Origin of the sequence: Pseudomonas sp. GM30 (assembly GCF_000282275.2) — a bacterium.
In the GTDB taxonomy this organism is placed as follows: domain Bacteria; phylum Pseudomonadota; class Gammaproteobacteria; order Pseudomonadales; family Pseudomonadaceae; genus Aquipseudomonas.
Map to the genome: position 1 here is coordinate 128,903 of NZ_AKJP02000008.1, position 18,458 is coordinate 147,360.

Consider the following 18,458-nt stretch of genomic DNA (forward strand, 5'->3'; position numbering starts at 1 on the left):
AGGGTATTTGTATTCACCGCAGATCGAATGTGGGAGCGAGCTTGCTCGCGAAGGGGCCGGGTCAGGCCACACAACACTCAAGTCGGACAAGTCACCTTGCCGTTATCCAGCCCCTGCTTGTAACTGTGGCTCTGCAAACTGGCCTTGCCGTTGTGCCAGGTCAGAGTCAGCACGTACAGCGAATCGAAATCGCCTGAGGCCCAGTCATCGGTGATGGTCTGCTTTTCGCCGACTGCCTTGCCGGCAACCTTGTTGATCAGCTCCGGCAGATAACCGTGCGACCACGCGGTGTAGATCGTCGCGTTGTGGTACTTGTCCTCGGTCAGCTCGCGCGCCAGGTCACTGGTGTCGTTGGCGGAGAACTCGATGTTCACCGGCAGGCCGAGCTTGATCGCGGCGGGGCTGATGGTCATCAGCGGGCGGATGTAGCTGTAGGAGTTGTCCAGCTCGCCTTCCTCGACATTGCGCGTCGGGTTGGCGGCGAACACGTAGTCGGCCTTGCCGAATTTTTCCGGCAGCAGGCTCGACAGCTCGATCGCCCGGTTCAGACCCTGACAGTTGAGCTGGCCGAGACCGCCCTCGGGTTTTTCCGCGTGGCGCAGGAAGACCAGCGTCTGCGTGCCATCCACCGGTTGCGCGCGAATCTGGCTCGACTCGAGCGACAAGGTCAGCGCACTGACCGCCAACAGGGAGGGCAGGGCCACGTAGGCGCGGTGTTTGAAGCGTTTGGCGAAACTCATGAGGTTCGTCATTGAATATAGGATTCTTCAGCAAATTCGGTTGGGGCTGACCAACCCTTACACCACGGGCTCCCAGCACCGGGTGTTGTCCATGTCGTGTGTCGCGCTTCCTTTACGAAAGGCATAGCTCAGAGTCCTCTGAGGCCGGTTTGGTTCAGGCACATTACCCGCAGGATGTTACGGTTCGTGTAGGAGCTGCCGCAGGCTGCGATCTTTTGATCCAGCTTTTAGAAACCAAATCAAAAGATCGCAGCCTGCAGCAGCGCCTACATTATGATCAGTGTTTTCCTTGTGACTGGATGTTTCCCATGACCGATCTGTCCGCGTTCCCCATCACCCAGAAATGGCCGGCGCAGTACCCCGACTGGATTCAACTCTATTCCCTGCCGACCCCCAACGGCGTCAAGGTCTCGATCATGCTCGAAGAGATCGGCCTGCCCTACGAGGCGCACCGTGTGGGCTTCGACACCCAGGATCAGCTGTCTCCCGAGTTCCTGTCGCTGAACCCCAACAACAAGATCCCGGCGATCCTCGATCCCCACGGCCCCGAGGATCAGCCGCTGCCGCTGTTCGAGTCCGGCGCGATCCTGATCTACCTCGCTGACAAGAGCGGCCAGTTGCTGGCCCAGGAAGGCGCGCTGCGCTACGAAACGATTCAGTGGCTGATGTTCCAGATGGGCGGTATCGGCCCGATGTTCGGCCAGCTCGGCTTCTTCAACAAATTCGCCGGCAAGGATTACGAGGACAAGCGTCCCCGTGATCGCTACGTCGAAGAAAGCAAGCGCCTGCTCAGCGTGCTCGACAAACGTCTGGAAGGGCGCGACTGGATCATGGGCGAGCGCTACACCATCGCCGACATCGCCACGTTTCCGTGGGTGCGTAACCTGATCGGCTTCTATGAGGCGGGCGATCTGGTCGGGATCAGCAATTTCCCCAACGTGACCCGGGTGCTGGAGCGCTTTCTGGCGCGCCCGGCTGTGGTGCGCGGGTTGACCATTCCTTCCTGACCTTCACCCGACCCTGTGGGAGCTGGCTTGCCAGCGATGAAGCCGGCACAGTCAATATCTATGTTGCCTGACCCACCGCTATCGCTGGCAAGCCAGCTCCCACAGGTAATCGGATTGTTCCGAGGATTATTGCACCCCCGGTAATGCTGTCTTGATTGATCCAGGTTTGTACCTGCGCCCAACGAAGGCATAAGCTTCGCCCCCTACGACTTTCGTCTCATCTGCCGTTTCAGGAAGATCCATGTCCAGCCAGTTCCCCGAAGCACGTCCCCGCCGTCTGCGCCGCAATGCGAGCCTGCGCAGTCTGTTCCAGGAAACCGAGTTCAGCCTGAATGATCTGGTGCTGCCGATTTTCGTCGAAGAAGAGATCGACGACTTCGTGCCGATCAAAAGCATGCCCGGGGTGATGCGCATTCCCGAGCGCAAGCTGGCCAGTGAAATCGAGCGTTATGCCCGTGCCGGGATCAAGTCGGTGATGACCTTCGGTGTGTCCCATCATCTGGACGCCAACGGCAGCGACACCTGGCGCGAAAACGGCCTGGTCTCGCGCATGTCGCGGATTGCCAAAGACGCGGTGCCGGAAATGATCGTGATGTCCGACACCTGCTTCTGCGAATACACCGATCACGGCCACTGCGGCGTAATGCACAACCATGAAGTCGACAACGACCAGACTCTGATCAACCTCGGCAAGCAAGCGGTGGCGGCGGCGCGTGCCGGTGCGGACGTGATCGCGCCGTCGGCGGCGATGGACGGCCAGGTGCGGGCGATTCGCCGCGCACTGGATGAGGCAGGTTTCACCCAGATTCCGATCATGGCCTACTCGACCAAATTCGCCTCGGCGCTGTATGGCCCGTTCCGCGAAGCCGGTGGCAGCGCGCTGAAGGGCGACCGCAAAAGCTATCAGATGAACCCGATGAACCGCCGCGAAGCCCTGCGCGAATCGCTGCTCGACGAACAGGAAGGCGCCGATGCGCTGATGGTCAAGCCGGCCGGTGCGTACCTGGACATCATCCGCGACATTCGTGAAGCCTCGAACCTGCCGCTGTCGGCGTATCAGGTCAGCGGCGAGTACGCGATGATCAAGTTCGGCGCGCAGGCCGGAGCGATCGACGAGGACCGCGTGGTGCGCGAAAGCCTGGGCGCGATCAAGCGTGCGGGTGCGGATCTGATCTTCACCTACTTTGCGATGGATCTGGCGCTGGCCGGGATCTGACAGACACCGAAATACCCCTGTGGGAGCTGGCTTGCCAGCGATTGCGTCGGTACAGTCAAAATCAATGTTGGCTGATCCACCGCTATCGCTGGCAAGCCAGCTCCCACAGGAATTCAGGGTGTTCTTGGGTCAGGGGCAGGGAAGAACGGCCTTATCCCGTGATCCCTGAAGTACCGCTCGATCACCTTCGGATCCGCACTGTTATCGGCAATCGCCACATAGGTATCCGGGCGCAACAGATAAAAGCCGTTACGCCCCAACCCCGCCGTGTCAAACGCCGGTCGCCAGTCGAACACGTGCAGCGACAGATGGTGTTCGTTGCACCAGGCAATCATTTCGTCGCTGGTGTCGCCGTATACGTGCACCTGCCAGCAAGGCTGGCGCAGCGGTTCATAGTTATCCCCCTCACCATCATGCGCCCAGGGCAAGCGGTCGCCGCCGTGGACGTGGCCGGCCGTGCCCTGGCTCAGCGGCATGCCGCGATAGTTGAGGGTGACTTGTGAGACGGTGCGAAAGAGGAACTCGCGGCTGGCCTCGAATGAAGCCATTTTCGGGATCAGAAACGGTGCCAGGCGCGTGCGCAGCAGGTCGGCGATGCGCCCCTCGGCGGTGACGAAACTGAACACCTTGTCGGTGGTCGACACCAGCCGCCGGGCGAAGGCGATGCGCTCGGTTTCGTAAGTGTCGAGCAGCTTCGTCGTGGCGCTGCCGTTGAGCACGGCGGCGAGTTTCCACGCCAGATTGATCGCATCGCCGATGCCGGTGTTCATGCCCTGGCCGCCGGCGGGGCTGTGCACGTGCGCCGCGTCGCCAAGCAGAAACGCCCGACCGCTGCGAAAGTGCTCGGCCACGCGGTGATGCACGCGGTAGGTGGAGAACCAGTTGACCTCGTCGATGTGCACTTTCAGGTGCTCGATGGCGCGGCTGCTGACGTCGGCAAATTGCAGGGTTTCGGCGCGGTCGGCACGTTCGTCACGCACCGTGCCGATCAGTCGGGCGCGGCCTTCACCGGCCAGCGGGAACACCGCGAGAAAATCCGCTTCGTCCAGATCCAGATGCAGTTCGCCATTCAGTGCCGGGCCGCTGGCCTGCACATCCGCGACGTAGAAAATCTGCTGATAGGTGCCGCCCGGAAAACCGCTGTCGAGGGCTTTGCGCACCACCGAGCGGGCGCCATCGCAGCCTGCCAGATAGCATGCCTGACAGATTTCCTGTTGCCCGTCGGGCAAGCGCAGATGCGCGCTGAGCCCATCGCCGGTTTCTTCGAAACTCTCGAGTTCAGTGTTGTGCTCAACCGTCACGTCATAGTCTTCGAGGCGTTCGAGCAGGAGCCGTTCGTGCTGATCCTGGGGAAAGATTTCGATGAAGGAGTAGGGCGTCAGGCCTTCGCCGATGCGCTGCAACGGCAACTGCGCGACCGGTTTGCCCTTGACCCAGAAATTCGCCGCCGCGACCTTGTGGCCTTTGCGCACCACGGTGTCGGCCAGGTCCAGCTGGCGATACAACTCCAGGGTGCGCGCCTGCACCGCCAGCGCCCGCGAGGTGGTGCCGGGGGCGGAGGTCTTGTCAATGATGCGCACGCGCACGCCCAGTTTGCTCAGCCACAGGGCCAGCACCAGACCGGTCGGGCCGGCACCGATGATCAGTACGTCGCTGCGGTTCATGGGCCTGTCCTCCGTTGGCTGTGCAGCAAGTATGGATCAGATGGAAAGGCTAGCCAGTGCCGGCCCCTTCGCGAGCAAGCTCGCTCCCACAGTCGAACGCATTCCAATGTGGGAGCGAGCCTGCTCGCGAAAAGGCCTTTTCAGGCACCCAAAAACCAAAAAGGCCCCGCAACGGTAAAGCTGCGGGGCCTTTTTCATTTTTGGCTGAGATTCTGTGGCGAGGGAGCTTGCTCCCGCTGCACTGCGCAGCAGTCCGCTTTGCTCACAACAGCGGGTTAGAAATCGATGGTGCCCGACAGCTTCGCCACCCGCGGCTCACCCTGGGTCAGATAGCCGCCCTGCGCCGATTCCCAGTATTTCTTGTTCGCCAGGTTCTCGACGCCCAAACGCAGGGTCACGTCTTTCTGCGAAACCTTGAAGGCGTAACGCGCACCGGCGTCGAAGCGGTTCCAGGTCGGCAGGCTGAGGTTGTTGGCCGCGTCGGCGTACTGGCCGCCGGTGCGCAGCATCCGCGCATTCAACGCTACACCTTGCAGGCCCGGTACATCCCAGTCGGCGCCAGCGTTGAACTGGAAGCTCGGCACGCCGATGGCGCGGTTGCCGTCGTTGGCGCCGTTCTGGGTGTTGCGCAGTTCGGTGTCCATCAGGGTCAGGCCGCTGATCAGGCGCAGGCCATTGATCGGCTCGCCGAACACGTTCATTTCCACGCCTTTGTTGATCTGCTCGCCTTCACGCACGTAGGTGCAGGTGGTGGCGCTGTTGATTTCGCAGTAACCGTCGCTTGGCTGCTCGATGCGATACACGCCCAGGCTTGCGCCGTAAGTGCCCATGTCGACCTTGACCCCGGCCTCGGTTTGCTTGGAGCGCGCCGGTGCGTAGACTTCGTTGCCGTTGGTCACGCGCAAGCCGCCAGTGCTGGCTGGCGAAGTCGGGCCTTGGGCCAGGCCTTCGATGTGGTTGGCGTAGAACGACACGTGCTCCCACGGCTTGAACACGATGCCGTAGACCGGCGTGGTGATCGATTCGTCGTAGCTCGACTTGCGGCTGCCGCTGCCGTAACTGGCGTAGTTGTAGCCTTGCACCACCAGTTGCTGACGACGCAGGCCGGCGGTGATCAGCAGGCGGTCGTCGAAGAATCCGAGGGTGTCGGAGAGCGCGAGGCTGCGGTTGAAGGTCTTGCCGACGATGCCCGGATCGCTGACGTCGCCGCCGGAAAAATTACCGACCGGCGACGGCGTTTCCACCGGGTGGTAGATGTTGTTGGCGTACTTGGTCAGGTCGAAATCATAGGCGCTGCGTTGTTCGGCCCACAGACCGCTGAGGCCGAAATTGAGCTTGTGGCTGACGGCGCCGGTGTTGAACTTGCCGTTGAGGCCGGCCATCAGGCTGGTGTTGTCCTCATCGTGGGGGATGAACGAGCCGGTGGTGTAGGAGGCGCCGTTGTTGCCCACCAGCGTGGTCGAATTGTAGCGCCCGACTTCGCGGGTGTGCTTGGCGCCGCCGGCGACGTACGCGGTCCAGTTGTCGTTGAGGTCGTATTCGGCGCGGAGCATGCCGAAGGTGTCTTCGATGTCGGTGTAACCCCACTTCGGCGCATAATTCGTGTCTGCCGACGGCGCGTCCGGAATGTGCGTGGCGGTGCCGAGGTTGACCGAGTTGCGGCCACCGTTGACGCGTTCCTTCTGATAGGCGAAGTCGCCGGAAATACGCAGCGCGTCACCGCGATAATCGAGGCCGATGCTGAACAGTTTCGAGCGCTGGTTTTCGTGATCGATGCCGGTGTCGCCTTCGCGCTGCGACAGGTTGATCCGCGCGCCGAAGCGGTTGTCTTCGCCGAAGCGCTGGCCGATATCAAAGTGCTGACCGATGCGACCTTCGCTGTTGATATCGGTGGTGTAGCGGCGCAGCGGCTCGTCGCCGGCACGCTTGGGCTGCAGGTTGACGCCGCCACCGATGCCGGAACCGGTCGGGGTCACGCCGTTGATGAAAGCGTTGGGGCCTTTGAACACTTCCACGCGCTCCAGGGCGTCGGTGGAAATGATCTGCCGCGGCAGCACGCCGTACAGGCCGTTATAGGAAATGTCGTCGCCGTTGAGCGGCAAGCCGCGAATCATGAACACCTGCGCCTGGTTGGAGAAGCCCGAGGCCTGACGCACCGACGAATCATTGAGCAACACGTCGGCAACGTTTTCCGCTTGCTGGTCCTGAATCAGCTGTTCGGTGTACGACGCGGCGCTGAACGGCACGTCCATCATGTCCTGATTGCCGAGCACGCCGAGCTGACCGCCACGGGCGACCTGACCACCGGCGTAGACCGGGGGCAGGGCGTTGGACGTTGGCGCTTGGGCGTTGATGTTGACGTTGTCGAGCACCAGCTCCTTGCCGTTTTCATCGGCAGCGTGAGCGGTGACAGTCAGGGAGCACAGCAGGGCGAGAAGCGTCGGGCGAAACGGGACGGCGAGTCGAACTGGAACGGGCATGTCGATACCTGGAGGCGTGCGGCCGGTGAGAAAATTAGAACGGCGCGGGGAACTCCTTGCGCAAATACGACTCCAGGCGCAAATGATATTAGTTCGCAGTAACGTTTTGCAAACTGTTTATCTTGCTGAAATTCCAGATCCGAATGAAAACCTGTGGCGAGGGGATTCATCCCCGATGGCGCGCGGAGCGGGCCGCTTCAATATTGGAGGGCTGCTGCGCAGTCCATCGGGGATAAATCCCCTCACCACAAAGGTCACAGTCCTAGCCTGCGTCACTCCTTTGATCGTATGGTGAACCCGCCTCAATGCACGCCAAGGAGCGCCATGCACACCTCTCGATTACTCATTACCCTCGCCGCGCTGCTGGCGCTCGCCGGTTGCGCCGGCCAGCGCAGCCAGGAGCCAGCGCCACGTGCGCCCGCCGAAGTAAAGGCCGAAATCGTAAGGCTGATGCCGACAAAAGTGCCCGACCGCCAAGGCTGGGCCACCGACATCTACGCCGCGTTCGCCGCGCAAGGCATCAGCCCGACCACGCAAAACCTCTGTTCGGTGCTGGCCGTGGCCGAGCAGGAATCAACCTATCAGGTCGACCCGACGGTGCCGGGGCTGGGCAAGATCGCTCGCGACGAAATCGACCGCCGCGCCGGCAAGGCGCACATCCCCGGAATGCTGGTCAGCGCCGCGCTGGCTGTGCGTTCGCCCAGCGGCAAAACCTACAGCGAACGCCTCAACGCGGCACGCAGCGAGAAAGAGTTGAGCGCGATCTTCGACGATTTCATTGGCATGGTGCCGATGGGCCGCACCTTGTTCGGCGGCTTCAACCCGGTACATACCGCCGGACCGATGCAGGTCAGCATCGAATTCGCCGAGCAGCACGCCAAGGATTATCCGTACCCGGTCAACGGCACGATCCGCCACGAAGTGTTCACCCGCCGTGGCGGCATGTACTTCGGCATCGCGCATCTGCTCGGTTATCCGGTGAGTTACCGCGAGCCGCTGTACCGCTTCGCTGATTTCAACGCCGGCTGGTACGCCAGCCGCAATGCCGCGTTCCAGAACGCCGTCAGCCGAGCTTCGGGCATCCCGCTGGCGCTGGATGGCGACTTGATCCGCTACGACTCGATCATGCCCGGCACGACCGAACTGGCGGTGCGCACCCTCGGCAAGTCGCTGGGCATGCGCAACCCGACCATTCGCGATCAACTGGAGAAGGGCAAGACCCTGGAATTCGAAGAAACCAAACTCTACCAGCGCGTGTTCGAACTCGCCGAGCAGGCCGAAGGCAGGACGCTGCCCCGTGCAGTGCTGCCGGGGATCGTTTTGCAGAGCCCGAAGATCACGCGCAAACTGACCACGGCGTGGTTCGCCAAACGCGTGGATGAGCGCTACAAGCGCTGTATGGCCAAGGCTGGGTGAGCCGACGTTACAGCACTCTGACTGCGCGACCAATCGCCTGAATCGGCCCGGTCGGGCTGCCCCAATCAACCTGTGGGAGCGAGCTTGCTCGCGAAGGCGTCATGTCAGTCGATATTCATGTCACAGGTATATCGCATTCGCGAGCAAGCTCGCTCCCACAGGGATTTGTGTCGAGCGTGAGGCCGGAGGCTTTCAGCAGTTCCTGAGTGTAGGGATGTTGCGGTGCAGCAAAAATCTCCCGCGACGAACCCTGTTCCACCACCTTGCCATCCTTGATCACCATCAGGTCGTGGGCCAGCGCATGCACCACCGCCAGGTCATGGCTGATAAACAGATACGTCAGCCCATGCTTGATCTGCAGTTGCCGCAACAAGTCCACCACTTGTTTCTGCACCGTGCGATCCAGCGCCGAGGTCGGTTCATCGAGCAGGATCAGCGCCGGCTCCAGCACCAGTGCGCGGGCGATGGAGATGCGCTGGCGCTGGCCGCCGGAAAACTCGTGGGGGTAGCGATGACGACTCTTGGGGTCGAGGCCGACTTCCTCCAGCACGCGAATCACCGCTGCTTCGCGCTCCGCCTCAGTGCCGATGCCGTGGGTCAGCAACCCTTCGGCAATGATCTGCTGCACCGACATCCGCGGGCTCAGGCTGCCGAACGGATCCTGGAACACCACCTGAATCTGCCGCCGCAAGGGCCGCATCAAGCGCTGATTGAGCAGGCTCAGCTGCTTGTTGCCGAAGCGGATATCGCCCTCGGATTCCACCAGCCGCAGGATCGCCTGGCCCAGCGTCGATTTGCCCGAACCGGACTCGCCGACAATCCCCAACGTCTTGCCGCGTTGCAGGCGGAAACTGACCCCGTCCACCGCTTTGATGTAATCCTGCGAACGACTGAACAGCGCCTTGGGCAGGGCAAACCAGACCTTCAGATCATCGACTTCCAGCAGGTTGTGCTGGTACGGACTCGGCACCGGCGCACCGCTCGGTTCAGCTTCGATCAGCAAGCGGCTGTAAGGATGTTGCGGCGCGCGAAACAGCGTTTCGCAGTCAGCCTGTTCGACAATTTCGCCGTGGCGCATCACGCACACCCGTTGCGCGATGCGCCGCACCAGATTGAGATCGTGACTGATCAGCAGCATCGACATGCCGAGCCGCTGTTGCAGCTCGATCAGCAGCTCGAGAATCTTCTGCTGCACGGTCACGTCCAGTGCCGTGGTCGGCTCATCAGCGATCAGCAGTTCCGGCTCATTGGCCAGCGCCATCGCAATCATCACCCGTTGCCGCTGACCGCCGGAGAGCTGATGCGGATAGGCTTTCAAGCGCTGCAACGGCTCGCGAATGCCCACCAGTTCCAGCAGCTCCAACGTGCGCTCACGGGCGGCGCGGCCCTTGAGGCCCTTGTGGATCTCCAGCACTTCGCTGACCTGTCGTTCCACGGTGTGCAGGGGATTGAGCGAGGTCATCGGCTCCTGGAAAATCATCGCGATCCCGTTGCCGCGCAAACCACGCATCTGCTGCTCGCTGGCGTGCAGCAAGTTCACCCCGTTATAAGCGATCGAACCGCTGCTGCTGACAGTTTTACCCGGCAACAAACGCAAAATCGAATGCGCCGTCACCGACTTGCCCGAGCCGGACTCGCCGACCAGCGCCAGGCATTCGCCTCGGCGGATATCGAGGTGCAAACCGTGCACCACTTCCTGCCCGGCGAAGGCGACACGCAGGTCGCGGATTTCAATCAGGTTGTCGCTCATCTCAGCTCCTCGGATCAAGATCGTGGATCAAACGCATCTCGGCAAGCCTCACCGATGAACACCAACAACGACAAAATCAGCGCCAAGGCAAAAAACGCCGTCAGCCCCAGCCACGGCGCCTGCAGATTGCGCTTGGCCTGGCCGATCAATTCGCCCAGCGAAGCAGTGCCCGCCGGCATGCCGAAACCGAGGAAATCCAGCGCGGTGAGGGTGGCGATGGCGCCGGTCAGAATGAACGGCAGGTAGGTCAGGGTGGAGGTCATCGCGTTAGGCAGGATGTGCCGCAACATCAGTTCGCTGTCGGTCAGCCCCAGCGCCCGCGCGGCTTTGACGTATTCCAGATTGCGGCCACGCAGAAACTCCGCGCGCACCACATCCACCAATGCCAGCCAGGAAAACAGCGCCATGATCCCCAGCAACCACCAGAAACTCGGCGAGACAAACCCGGACAGAATGATCAGCAGATACAGCACCGGCAGCCCCGACCAGATCTCCAGCACCCGTTGCCCGAGCAGGTCGACCCAGCCACCGTAATAACCCTGCAAGGCTCCGGCAACGATGCCGACCAACGCACTGATGCCGGTGAGGATCAGCGCGAACAGAATTGAAATCCGCGTGCCGAAAATCACCCGTGCCAACACGTCCCGCGCCTGATCGTCGGTGCCCAGCCAATTGCTCGATGAGGGAGGGCTGGGGGCCGGTTCAGTCAAGTCGTAATTGACCGTGTCGTAGCTGAACGGGATCGGCGGAAACAGCATCCAGCCGCCCTGATCCTCGATCAGCGAGTGCACGTAAGCGCTGGCGTAATCCGGCTGGAACGGCAGTTCGCCGCCGAAATCGGTTTCCAGGTATTCGCTGAGGATCGGGAAGTACAAGGCGCCGTGGTAGCGGATCACTAACGGTTTGTCGTTGGCGATCAGTTCGCCACCGAGGCAGATCAGGCACAGCCCGAGGAACAGCCAAAACGACCAGCGCCCACGGCGGTTGGCCTTGAACTGCGCGACCCGGCGCTGACCCAGAGGAGAAAGTGTGAACATCAGGCAGTCCTCGCCGAGAAGTCGATGCGCGGGTCCAGCAGGGTGTAGCAGAGATCACCGATCAGCTTGATCAGCAGGCCAAACAGGGTGAACAGAAACAGCGCGCCGAACACCACCGGGTAGTCACGCGACACCGCCGCCTCGTAACTCATGCGCCCGAGGCCGTCGAGGTTGAAGATGGTTTCGATCAGCAAGGAACCGGCGAAAAACACCTCGATCAGCGCCGAGGGCACCCCGGCCACCACCAGCAGCATCGCGTTGCGAAACACGTGGCCGTAGAGCACGCGGCGCTCGGTCAAACCCTTGGCCCGCGCGGTGATCACGTACTGGCGGCTGATCTCGTTGAGAAAGCTGTTTTTGGTGAGGATGGTCAGGGTGGCGAACCCACCGATCACCAGTGCGCTTACCGGCAACACCAGGTGCCAGAGGTAGTCGCCGACCTTGCCCAGGGTGCTGAGGCTGTCGAAGTTATCCGACACCAGGCCCTGCACCGGAAACCAGTTGACGTAGCTGCCGCCGGCGAACACCACGATCAGCAGCATCGCAAACAGAAACGCCGGCATCGCGTAGCCGATGATGATCGCCGTGCTGCTCCAGACATCGAACGCGCTGCCGTTGCTGATCGCCTTGCGGATGCCCAGCGGGATCGAAATCAGGTAGGTGATCAGCGTCGCCCACAGGCCAAGCGACAGCGACACCGGCAGTTTCTGCAGGATCAGATCGGTGACCTTGGCGCCGCGAAAGAAACTGCTGCCCAGATCCAGCTGTGCGTAGTTTTTCAGCATCAGCCACAGGCGTTCGTGCATCGGTTTGTCGAAACCGTAGTGATGCTTGATTTCCTTGATCAGCGCCGGGTCGAGGCCGCGGCTGCTGCGCCCGGCACCGCCAATCGCGGCCACTTCGCCACCACCGCCCATGCCGTGCCCGCCGAAACCTTGCAGGCGGGCAATGGCTTGCTCGACCGGGCCGCCCGGTGCGGCCTGCACAATCACGAAATTGACCACCAGAATGCACAGCAGCGTGGGAATGATCAGCAACAGACGTCGACTCAGATAACGCAGCATGTCACTGGCCCCCCGCGAGCTGGGCGTGCATCTGTTGCGTGGTCAACGGTTTGGCCGAGACCTCCCACCAGGTGTTGAGGCCTTCGTCGTACGCCGGTTGCACCGGCGGCGTGCCGAAGCGGTTCTGATACACCGTCGGCGTGCCTTTGGAGTAGTAGTTGGGAATCATGTAGTAACCCCATTGCAGCACCCGGTCGAGGGCGCGGGCGTAATGCACCATGGCGTCGCGGGTATCGGCCTTGACCAGCCCGTCGATCAGTTGATCGACCGCCGGGTTGGCCAGCACCATCGAGTTCGAACTGCCGACTTGCGTGGCACTTTGTGAGGCATACAGGCTGTACAACTCGCGGCCGGGAGAGACGATCGGATCGCCACTGCGCGGGAAACTGGTGACGATCATGTCGTAGTCGCGGGCGTTGAGCCGATTGACGTATTGCGCCGAGTCGATCCGCCGTAGATTCAGGGTGATACCGATCTGCGCGAGGGTGCGTTTGAACGGCAGCAGCATGCGATCAAAACCGCCCTGGCCGTCGAGGAAGGTGAACTCCAGAGGCTCACCGGCGGCGTTGACCAGTCGGCTGTGTTGCGGCGTCCAGCCGGCCTCGGCGAGCAGCTTGAGGGCTTGTAGTTGCTTGTCGCGGATGTAACCGCTGCCATCGGTTTTCGGCGCCTGATACACCGTGGTGAACACCTCGTCGGGAATCTGCCCGCGCAACGGTTCGAGGATCTTCAGTTCCTCGGCGTCGGGCAGGGCGGTCGCGGCCATTTCACTCTTCGGCCAGAAGCTGTTCTGGCGCACGTAGAAGCCGCGCATCATCTGCTTGTTGGTCCATTCGAAATCCCACAGCAGGCTGATCGCCTGACGCACGCGGCGATCCTGAAAAATCGGGTTTTGCAGGTTGAACACGAAGCCTTGGGCCGCCGTCGGTTTCTGCGGGGCGAGGATCGCCTGTTGCAAGCGACCGTCACGCAGTGCCGGGCTGTCGTAGCCGACCACGTAGCCGGACGAGGAAAACTCGCGGTTGTAGTCGAAAGCGCCGGCCTGCAACAGTTGGCGCGCGACGTCGGTGTCGCCGTAAAAATTCACCGTGAGCGTGTCGAAGTTGTACATGCCGCGACTGACCGGCAGGTCCTTGCCCCACCAGTCCGGGTCGCGCTGGAAACTGATGCTGCGCCCGGCATCGACCTTGCTGACCCGATACGGGCCGCTACCCAGCGGTGGCTCGAAGCCGCCGCCGTTGGCGAAATCGCGAGTCTTCCACCAGTGTTCGGGCACCACGCGCAGCGTCGCCAGATCCAGCGCCAGGGTGCGGTTGAGGTTGTTCTTGAAGGTGAAGCGCACCTGCCGTGGGCCTTCAATCAGTACGTCCTGCACGTCGGCGTATTGCTGGCGATAACTGAGGCTGCCTTTGGTCATCAGCAGGTTGAAGGTGTAGCGCACGTCTTCGGCGGTGATCGGCGTGCCGTCGGCGAAGCGCGCCTTGGGGTTCAGGGTGAAGCGTACCCAGAGGCCCGCGGAATCGCGTTCCATCTGTTGCGCGACCAGCCCGTAAACGGTGTAGGGCTCGTCGAGCGAACGGAACGCCAGCGGCGCATACACCCAGTCGTTGACCTGCACCACGGAAATGCCTTGATCGGCATACGGGGTGATGTAGTTGTACTGGCCGATTTCCATCGACGCCCGGCTGAGCGAACCGCCCTTGGGCGCGTCGGGATCGACGAAATCGAAATGCTCGAAACCCGCCGGATACTTCGGCGCCTCGCCGTACACCGTCAACGCATAACCGCCGCCCGCCAGCGCCGAAGTGCCAGTGCACAGCAGCGCACTGCCCAAAAGCAGGCCAGCCATGTTGCGCAAAAAACTCATGAAGTAACTCCTCAAAAATCCCTGAAAGAACCCGGCCCCCTGTGGGAGCGAGCTTGCTCGCGAATGCGGTGTTTCAGTGAAGGATGTGTTGACTGATACGACGCCTTCGCGAGCAAGCTCGCTCCCACATTGGGGTTGTGGTGTTTCCGGTCAGAAGTGATACGTCATGCGCGCAAACAGCGTGCGGCCCAGCGGGTCGGTGTAGCGCGGGTCATAGCCGCTCTGGAAGTTGTAGGCCTGGTTGGAGAACGGCGGGTTGCGGTCGAACATGTTCTTCATCCCGGCATCGACATCGAGCACCTTGTTGAAGGTGTAGCCGGCCGACAGGTCCCACACCGAATACGACGCCACGCGTGCGTGGGTATCGCGGTCGTAGTCGTTGTAACCGGTGGTGAAGCGGTTGGTCAGCGACGCGCGAGCCGCGCCGAAGGTCCAACTGCCGGTGAGGTTGTGCTTCCAGCGCGCAATCACGCCGTCCCCTTCGAAGTCGCCGACCTTGTCGGTAAACGGGCCTTTGATGGTGCTCTGGAAGTCGTAACTGTCGACGTAGGTGCCTTGCAGTCCGAGACCGAACTGGCCGTAAGGGGTGTTCGGGAAGCGGTAGTCCAGCGACACATCGACACCGTTGGTCTCGACGATGCCGAGGTTGGCATTGCCGGTGACGATGTAGTTGAGCGTGCCGTCGGCGTTGCGCACGAAGCGATCCGGGTAGCTACCGGCCTGATCGAACACGGTGGATTCAGGGAACGGCTGGATCTGGTTGGAAATGTGAATCCACCAGAAGTCCAGACCCACCGACAGGTTGCTGACCGGTTGATAGACGAAGCCGAGGGTCACGTTGCGCGCTTTCTCCGGGGCCAGATCTTCGTTGCCGCCAATCTGGTTGAGGAACTGCTGACCGCAATCGCGCCCGCCGTTGCCACCCGGTTGCACCACGCCACCGGTACACAGCACCGGGTCGTTGTAGTAGCCCTGGGTGTAGGTGATGCTGCGCGGCGAATACAGCTCGTAGAGCGACGGCGCACGGAAGCCCTCACTGTAGGCGCCGCGCACCACCAGCTCCTTGAGCGGCTGATAACGGAACGAATATTTCGGGTTGGTGGTGCTGCCGAAGTCGCTGTATTTGTCGTGACGCACAGCGGCGGACAGTTCGAGGCTGTCGAGCACCGGCACGTTGATTTCGGCGTACGCGGCTTTCACGCTGCGGTCACCTTCGACGCTGCCGGCCGGGTCGATGCCGAGGCTCTGAATGTCGCCGGCAAACTGCTCGAAATCCTGATGGAATTTCTCTTTGCGGTACTCGCCGCCCAGCGCCAGACCGGCGGGGCCGGCACCGAACCAGTCACCGATCTCGCGGCTGACCCGCCCGTCAAACCCGGCGACGCGTCCGACGGCGGTGGAGTAGGCGCCGTGGTACATGGCCTGGTCGATGTACTGCTGACCGGCGGCCGATTGCGGGCCGAACGGGTTGAGCAGACCACTGGCCAGACCGTTGATCATCGCCTGATCGCTGACATATCCGCTGGTGACGCTGGAGACGATTTTGTTCTGGTTGTACGAGGCGCCGACGTTGTAATCCCAACCGCCGACCAGACCGTCGAAGCTCAGCAGAAAGCGCTGACTGGTGTTCTGGTCTTTCGATTCACGCGGGCCGGCAGCAGTCTCGCGCCAGTTGACATCGACCGGTTGCGTCGGGTCGAGGGCGAAGCCGGTCGGGCCGGGGGTGATGCCGTTGCCGGGGTAGTAGGGCGACGACGAGTCCAGGCTCAAACCGGTGAGCGGGGCCGGGCCGACCGCCGTGGCGTTGTTGTTGCGCGACCAGAAGTATTCGAGGTTGACGTTGTGGTCATCCGCCAGCTTGCCGGTGGTCTTGCCGAAGAACGACGTCTTTTCGGTTTGCGGAATCAGGTCGATGTATTCACGGGTACTGAAGCGGCACAAGCCGTCGCGGGCCACCAGGTTGGGGCCGTTGCAATTGCTGTTGGCCAACGGGTTGGTGGCGTTGCCGTTCTGGCTGTAGTTGCCGGGGAACGCGGTGCCGGAGGTCTGGTCCAGACCACGTCCGGGCACATAGTCGCGGGCGAAGGAGCGGTCGTTGGCATCGAGGTTCTGCTGCTTGTTGTAGTTGAATACACCGAGCACGTTGAAGCGGTCTTGCTCCAGATCTCCGTAGCCCCAACTTGCGCTCATGTCTTTGCTGGCACCGCCGCCGCTGTGGGTCGGGGTTTCGCCACCGAGGGTGAGCTGGCCGTCGGTCAGGGATTTCTTGGTGATGAAGTTGATCACGCCGCCGATGGCGTCGGTGCCGTACAGGGCTGATGCGCCGTCGCGCAGAACCTCCACGCGCTCGATCGCGGCAAACGGGATCATGTTCAGATCCACCGCGCCGCCGGCCGAGTTGGTGCCCGACAAGGCGTTGTTCGCCAGGCGTCGACCGTTGAGCAGCACCAGCGTTTTGTTCGCGCCGATGCCGCGCATGTCGGCAAACGAAGCGCCACCGGTGGCGGCGCCGACCGAGCCGGCACTGTTGTTGATCGACTGGCTGCCGGTGATCCGCTGCACCAGTTCGGCGGTGGTGGTCACGCCCTGTTTGCGCAGCTCATCGGCCTTGAGAATGGTGATCGGCACCGCCGTTTCCGCATCGACCCGGCGAATCGCCGAACCGGTCACTTCCACCCGTTGCAGTTGCGTGGTCGGCGCCACCACCGCTGCCGCAGCGGGCACGGCGGCGTTGTCATCCTCGGCTTGCACAGTCCCGGCGCCCATGCCCATGGCCACCAGATACAACGGGACAAAACGGTGACGAGAGATCGTTGCCACCAAAGGTTTGAGCGTGAAGCGTGGAGTGTTCATCAGCATGGTTGTTTCCGACTTGTCAGACGTTATCGAAATGGCCTTGTGAGCCCCTCATTGCTCCGCTTTCGGTGATACCGCGTGCGGAAAACCACTTTCTTCAAGCAAGCCGATCCCCTCCGAAGACGCCTGGCGTTTTTTCGGTCGGCTGATTGCGACGGGATGCTTCAGCGGTGCCGGGCGCGCTTCTCAACGCGCGCCCGGCACCGCACTCAGTGGGTGGTCATCACCGAAATCTTGCTGATGCCCGAACGTTCGATGGACGCCATGGCCTTGGCCACCTGACCGTAGTTGACGTTGGCGTCGGCCTGCAGCTGCACGCGCACTTCGGCGTCCTTGGCCTTGACCTCCTTGAGGCTGGCCTCCAAAGACTCCGGCGCCAGTTCGGTTTTCGCCAGATAGAACTTGCCGTCCTGATCGACGCTGACCACCACTGGGTCTTTCTTTTCGGCGGGGGCGACGGCATCGGTTTTCGGCAGGTTGACCTTGATCGCGTTGGTCATCAGCGGTGCGGTGACGATGAACACCACCAGCAGCACGAGCATCACGTCCACCAGCGGCGTGACGTTCATTTCGCTGAGCACTTCATCGCTGTCTTGCGTGGAAAAGGACATCAGCTGGCCTCCCGCACGGCGGCTGTGGTTTTACTGGCGATGGCCTGACGGCTGATGGAAAACGCGCTGCGCGAGGCGAGGGCGTCGAAGTCGTGGGCGAAGTCATCCATGTCTGCCGAGGCGAGTTTCAGGCGGCGCAGGAAGAAGTTGTAAATCAGCACTGCCGGAACCGCGACGGCGATCCCTACGCCGGTGGCGATCAGTGCATGACCGATCGGTCCGGCGACCGCTTCAAGGCTGGCCGAGCCGGTTTCGCCAATGCTTTGCAGGGCTTCCATGATCCCCCACACCGTGCCGAACAGACCAATGAACGGCGCGGTGCTGCCGATACTGGCGAGGATCGCCTGACCGTTTTCCAGCGAGCGGCGTTCTTTCTGGATCTGCTGGCGCAGGTTGCGCTCCAGGCGATCGGAACGGTTGATGGTGTGCGCCAGTTGTTGCGTGGTGCGCGGCGATTCTTCCACCAGCAAGGCTTCGAAACCGCTGCTGGCGATGCGTGCCAGCGAGCCCGGATACTGGCTGGCGTGTTCGGCCGCAGTGAGCAGATCCGGTGCGCCCCAGAAGGCTTTGCTGAACTGTTTGTTCTGGGCTTTCTGGCGCAGGTATTGCGCCGACTTGACCAGCAGGATCGCCCAGCTGACCACGGAAAACAGCACCAGGCCCCAGAGCACACCGGGGACAATCATCGAAGACAGTGAATTGTTCATCGCTACACCTCGCTTGCATTAAGTCGGTTGTGAGTTCGTCGGG

Annotated in this window: 13 protein-coding genes; 3 read left to right on the plus strand and 10 right to left on the minus strand. The window is 61.9% G+C overall.

Translation table 11 applies throughout. From position 1 onward, the window contains the following. Window positions 1–77 precede the first annotated feature (77 nt). Window positions 78–752, minus strand: coding sequence for a hypothetical protein (locus PMI25_RS06545; RefSeq protein WP_045122006.1), 675 nt, complete (start codon window positions 750–752; stop codon window positions 78–80). A 296-nt stretch (window positions 753–1,048) separates the two neighbouring features. Between PMI25_RS06545 and PMI25_RS06550 the strand changes: the two genes are divergently transcribed. Both PMI25_RS06550 and hemB read left to right on the plus strand, forming a co-directional pair. Further along, a complete protein-coding gene (locus PMI25_RS06550; RefSeq protein WP_007966624.1) occupies window positions 1,049–1,747 on the plus strand; it encodes a glutathione binding-like protein in 699 nt (232 codons plus the stop codon). 241 nt (window positions 1,748–1,988) lie between these two features. Next, complete coding sequence (gene hemB / locus PMI25_RS06555; protein ID WP_007966626.1) at window positions 1,989–2,963, plus strand: porphobilinogen synthase; 975 nt, start codon at window positions 1,989–1,991, stop codon at window positions 2,961–2,963. 113 nt (window positions 2,964–3,076) lie between these two features. Here the strand turns inward: hemB and PMI25_RS06560 are convergent, their stop codons facing one another. Continuing rightward, entirely contained in the window at window positions 3,077–4,627 is a 1,551-nt protein-coding gene (locus PMI25_RS06560; RefSeq protein ID WP_007966628.1) for an FAD-dependent oxidoreductase, read from the minus strand. A 275-nt stretch (window positions 4,628–4,902) separates the two neighbouring features. Next, a complete protein-coding gene (locus tag PMI25_RS06565) occupies window positions 4,903–7,107 on the minus strand; it encodes a TonB-dependent receptor (protein WP_024164437.1) in 2,205 nt (734 codons plus the stop codon). A gap of 324 nt (window positions 7,108–7,431) precedes the next feature. On the opposite strand from PMI25_RS06565, the gene PMI25_RS06570 reads away from it, so the two are divergent. Further along, a complete protein-coding gene (locus PMI25_RS06570) occupies window positions 7,432–8,523 on the plus strand; it encodes a DUF1615 domain-containing protein (protein ID WP_007966658.1) in 1,092 nt (363 codons plus the stop codon). Window positions 8,524–8,638: 115 nt separating this feature from the next. Here PMI25_RS06570 and PMI25_RS06575 read toward each other — a convergent pair whose 3' ends face one another. The 7 genes from PMI25_RS06575 to PMI25_RS06605 all read right to left on the minus strand — a co-directional run bounded on the left by PMI25_RS06575 (window position 8,639) and on the right by PMI25_RS06605 (window position 18,415). Then, window positions 8,639–10,273 (minus strand): ABC transporter ATP-binding protein, encoded by a 1,635-nt coding sequence (locus PMI25_RS06575; RefSeq protein ID WP_007966655.1) that lies wholly within the window; start codon window positions 10,271–10,273, stop codon window positions 8,639–8,641. 14 nt (window positions 10,274–10,287) lie between these two features. Further along, window positions 10,288–11,310 carry an ABC transporter permease gene (locus PMI25_RS06580; RefSeq protein ID WP_007966653.1) on the minus strand — a complete coding sequence of 341 codons (1,023 nt, stop codon included), beginning with the start codon at window positions 11,308–11,310 and terminating at the stop codon, window positions 10,288–10,290. Beyond that, complete coding sequence (locus PMI25_RS06585; RefSeq protein ID WP_007966651.1) at window positions 11,310–12,374, minus strand: microcin C ABC transporter permease YejB; 1,065 nt, start codon at window positions 12,372–12,374, stop codon at window positions 11,310–11,312. The genes PMI25_RS06580 and PMI25_RS06585 overlap by 1 nt, the downstream gene beginning before the upstream one ends. Before the next feature lies 1 nt (window position 12,375). Next, a complete protein-coding gene (locus PMI25_RS06590; RefSeq protein WP_007966649.1) occupies window positions 12,376–14,241 on the minus strand; it encodes an extracellular solute-binding protein in 1,866 nt (621 codons plus the stop codon). Window positions 14,242–14,391: 150 nt separating this feature from the next. After that, window positions 14,392–17,100, minus strand: coding sequence for a TonB-dependent receptor (locus tag PMI25_RS06595; protein ID WP_007966647.1), 2,709 nt, complete (start codon window positions 17,098–17,100; stop codon window positions 14,392–14,394). A 206-nt stretch (window positions 17,101–17,306) separates the two neighbouring features. Further along, window positions 17,307–17,708, minus strand: a complete 402-nt coding sequence (locus tag PMI25_RS06600; RefSeq protein WP_003223575.1) for an ExbD/TolR family protein — start codon at window positions 17,706–17,708, stop codon at window positions 17,307–17,309. Then, window positions 17,708–18,415, minus strand: coding sequence for a MotA/TolQ/ExbB proton channel family protein (locus PMI25_RS06605; RefSeq protein ID WP_007966644.1), 708 nt, complete (start codon window positions 18,413–18,415; stop codon window positions 17,708–17,710). The genes PMI25_RS06600 and PMI25_RS06605 overlap by 1 nt, the downstream gene beginning before the upstream one ends. Window positions 18,416–18,458 lie beyond the last annotated feature (43 nt).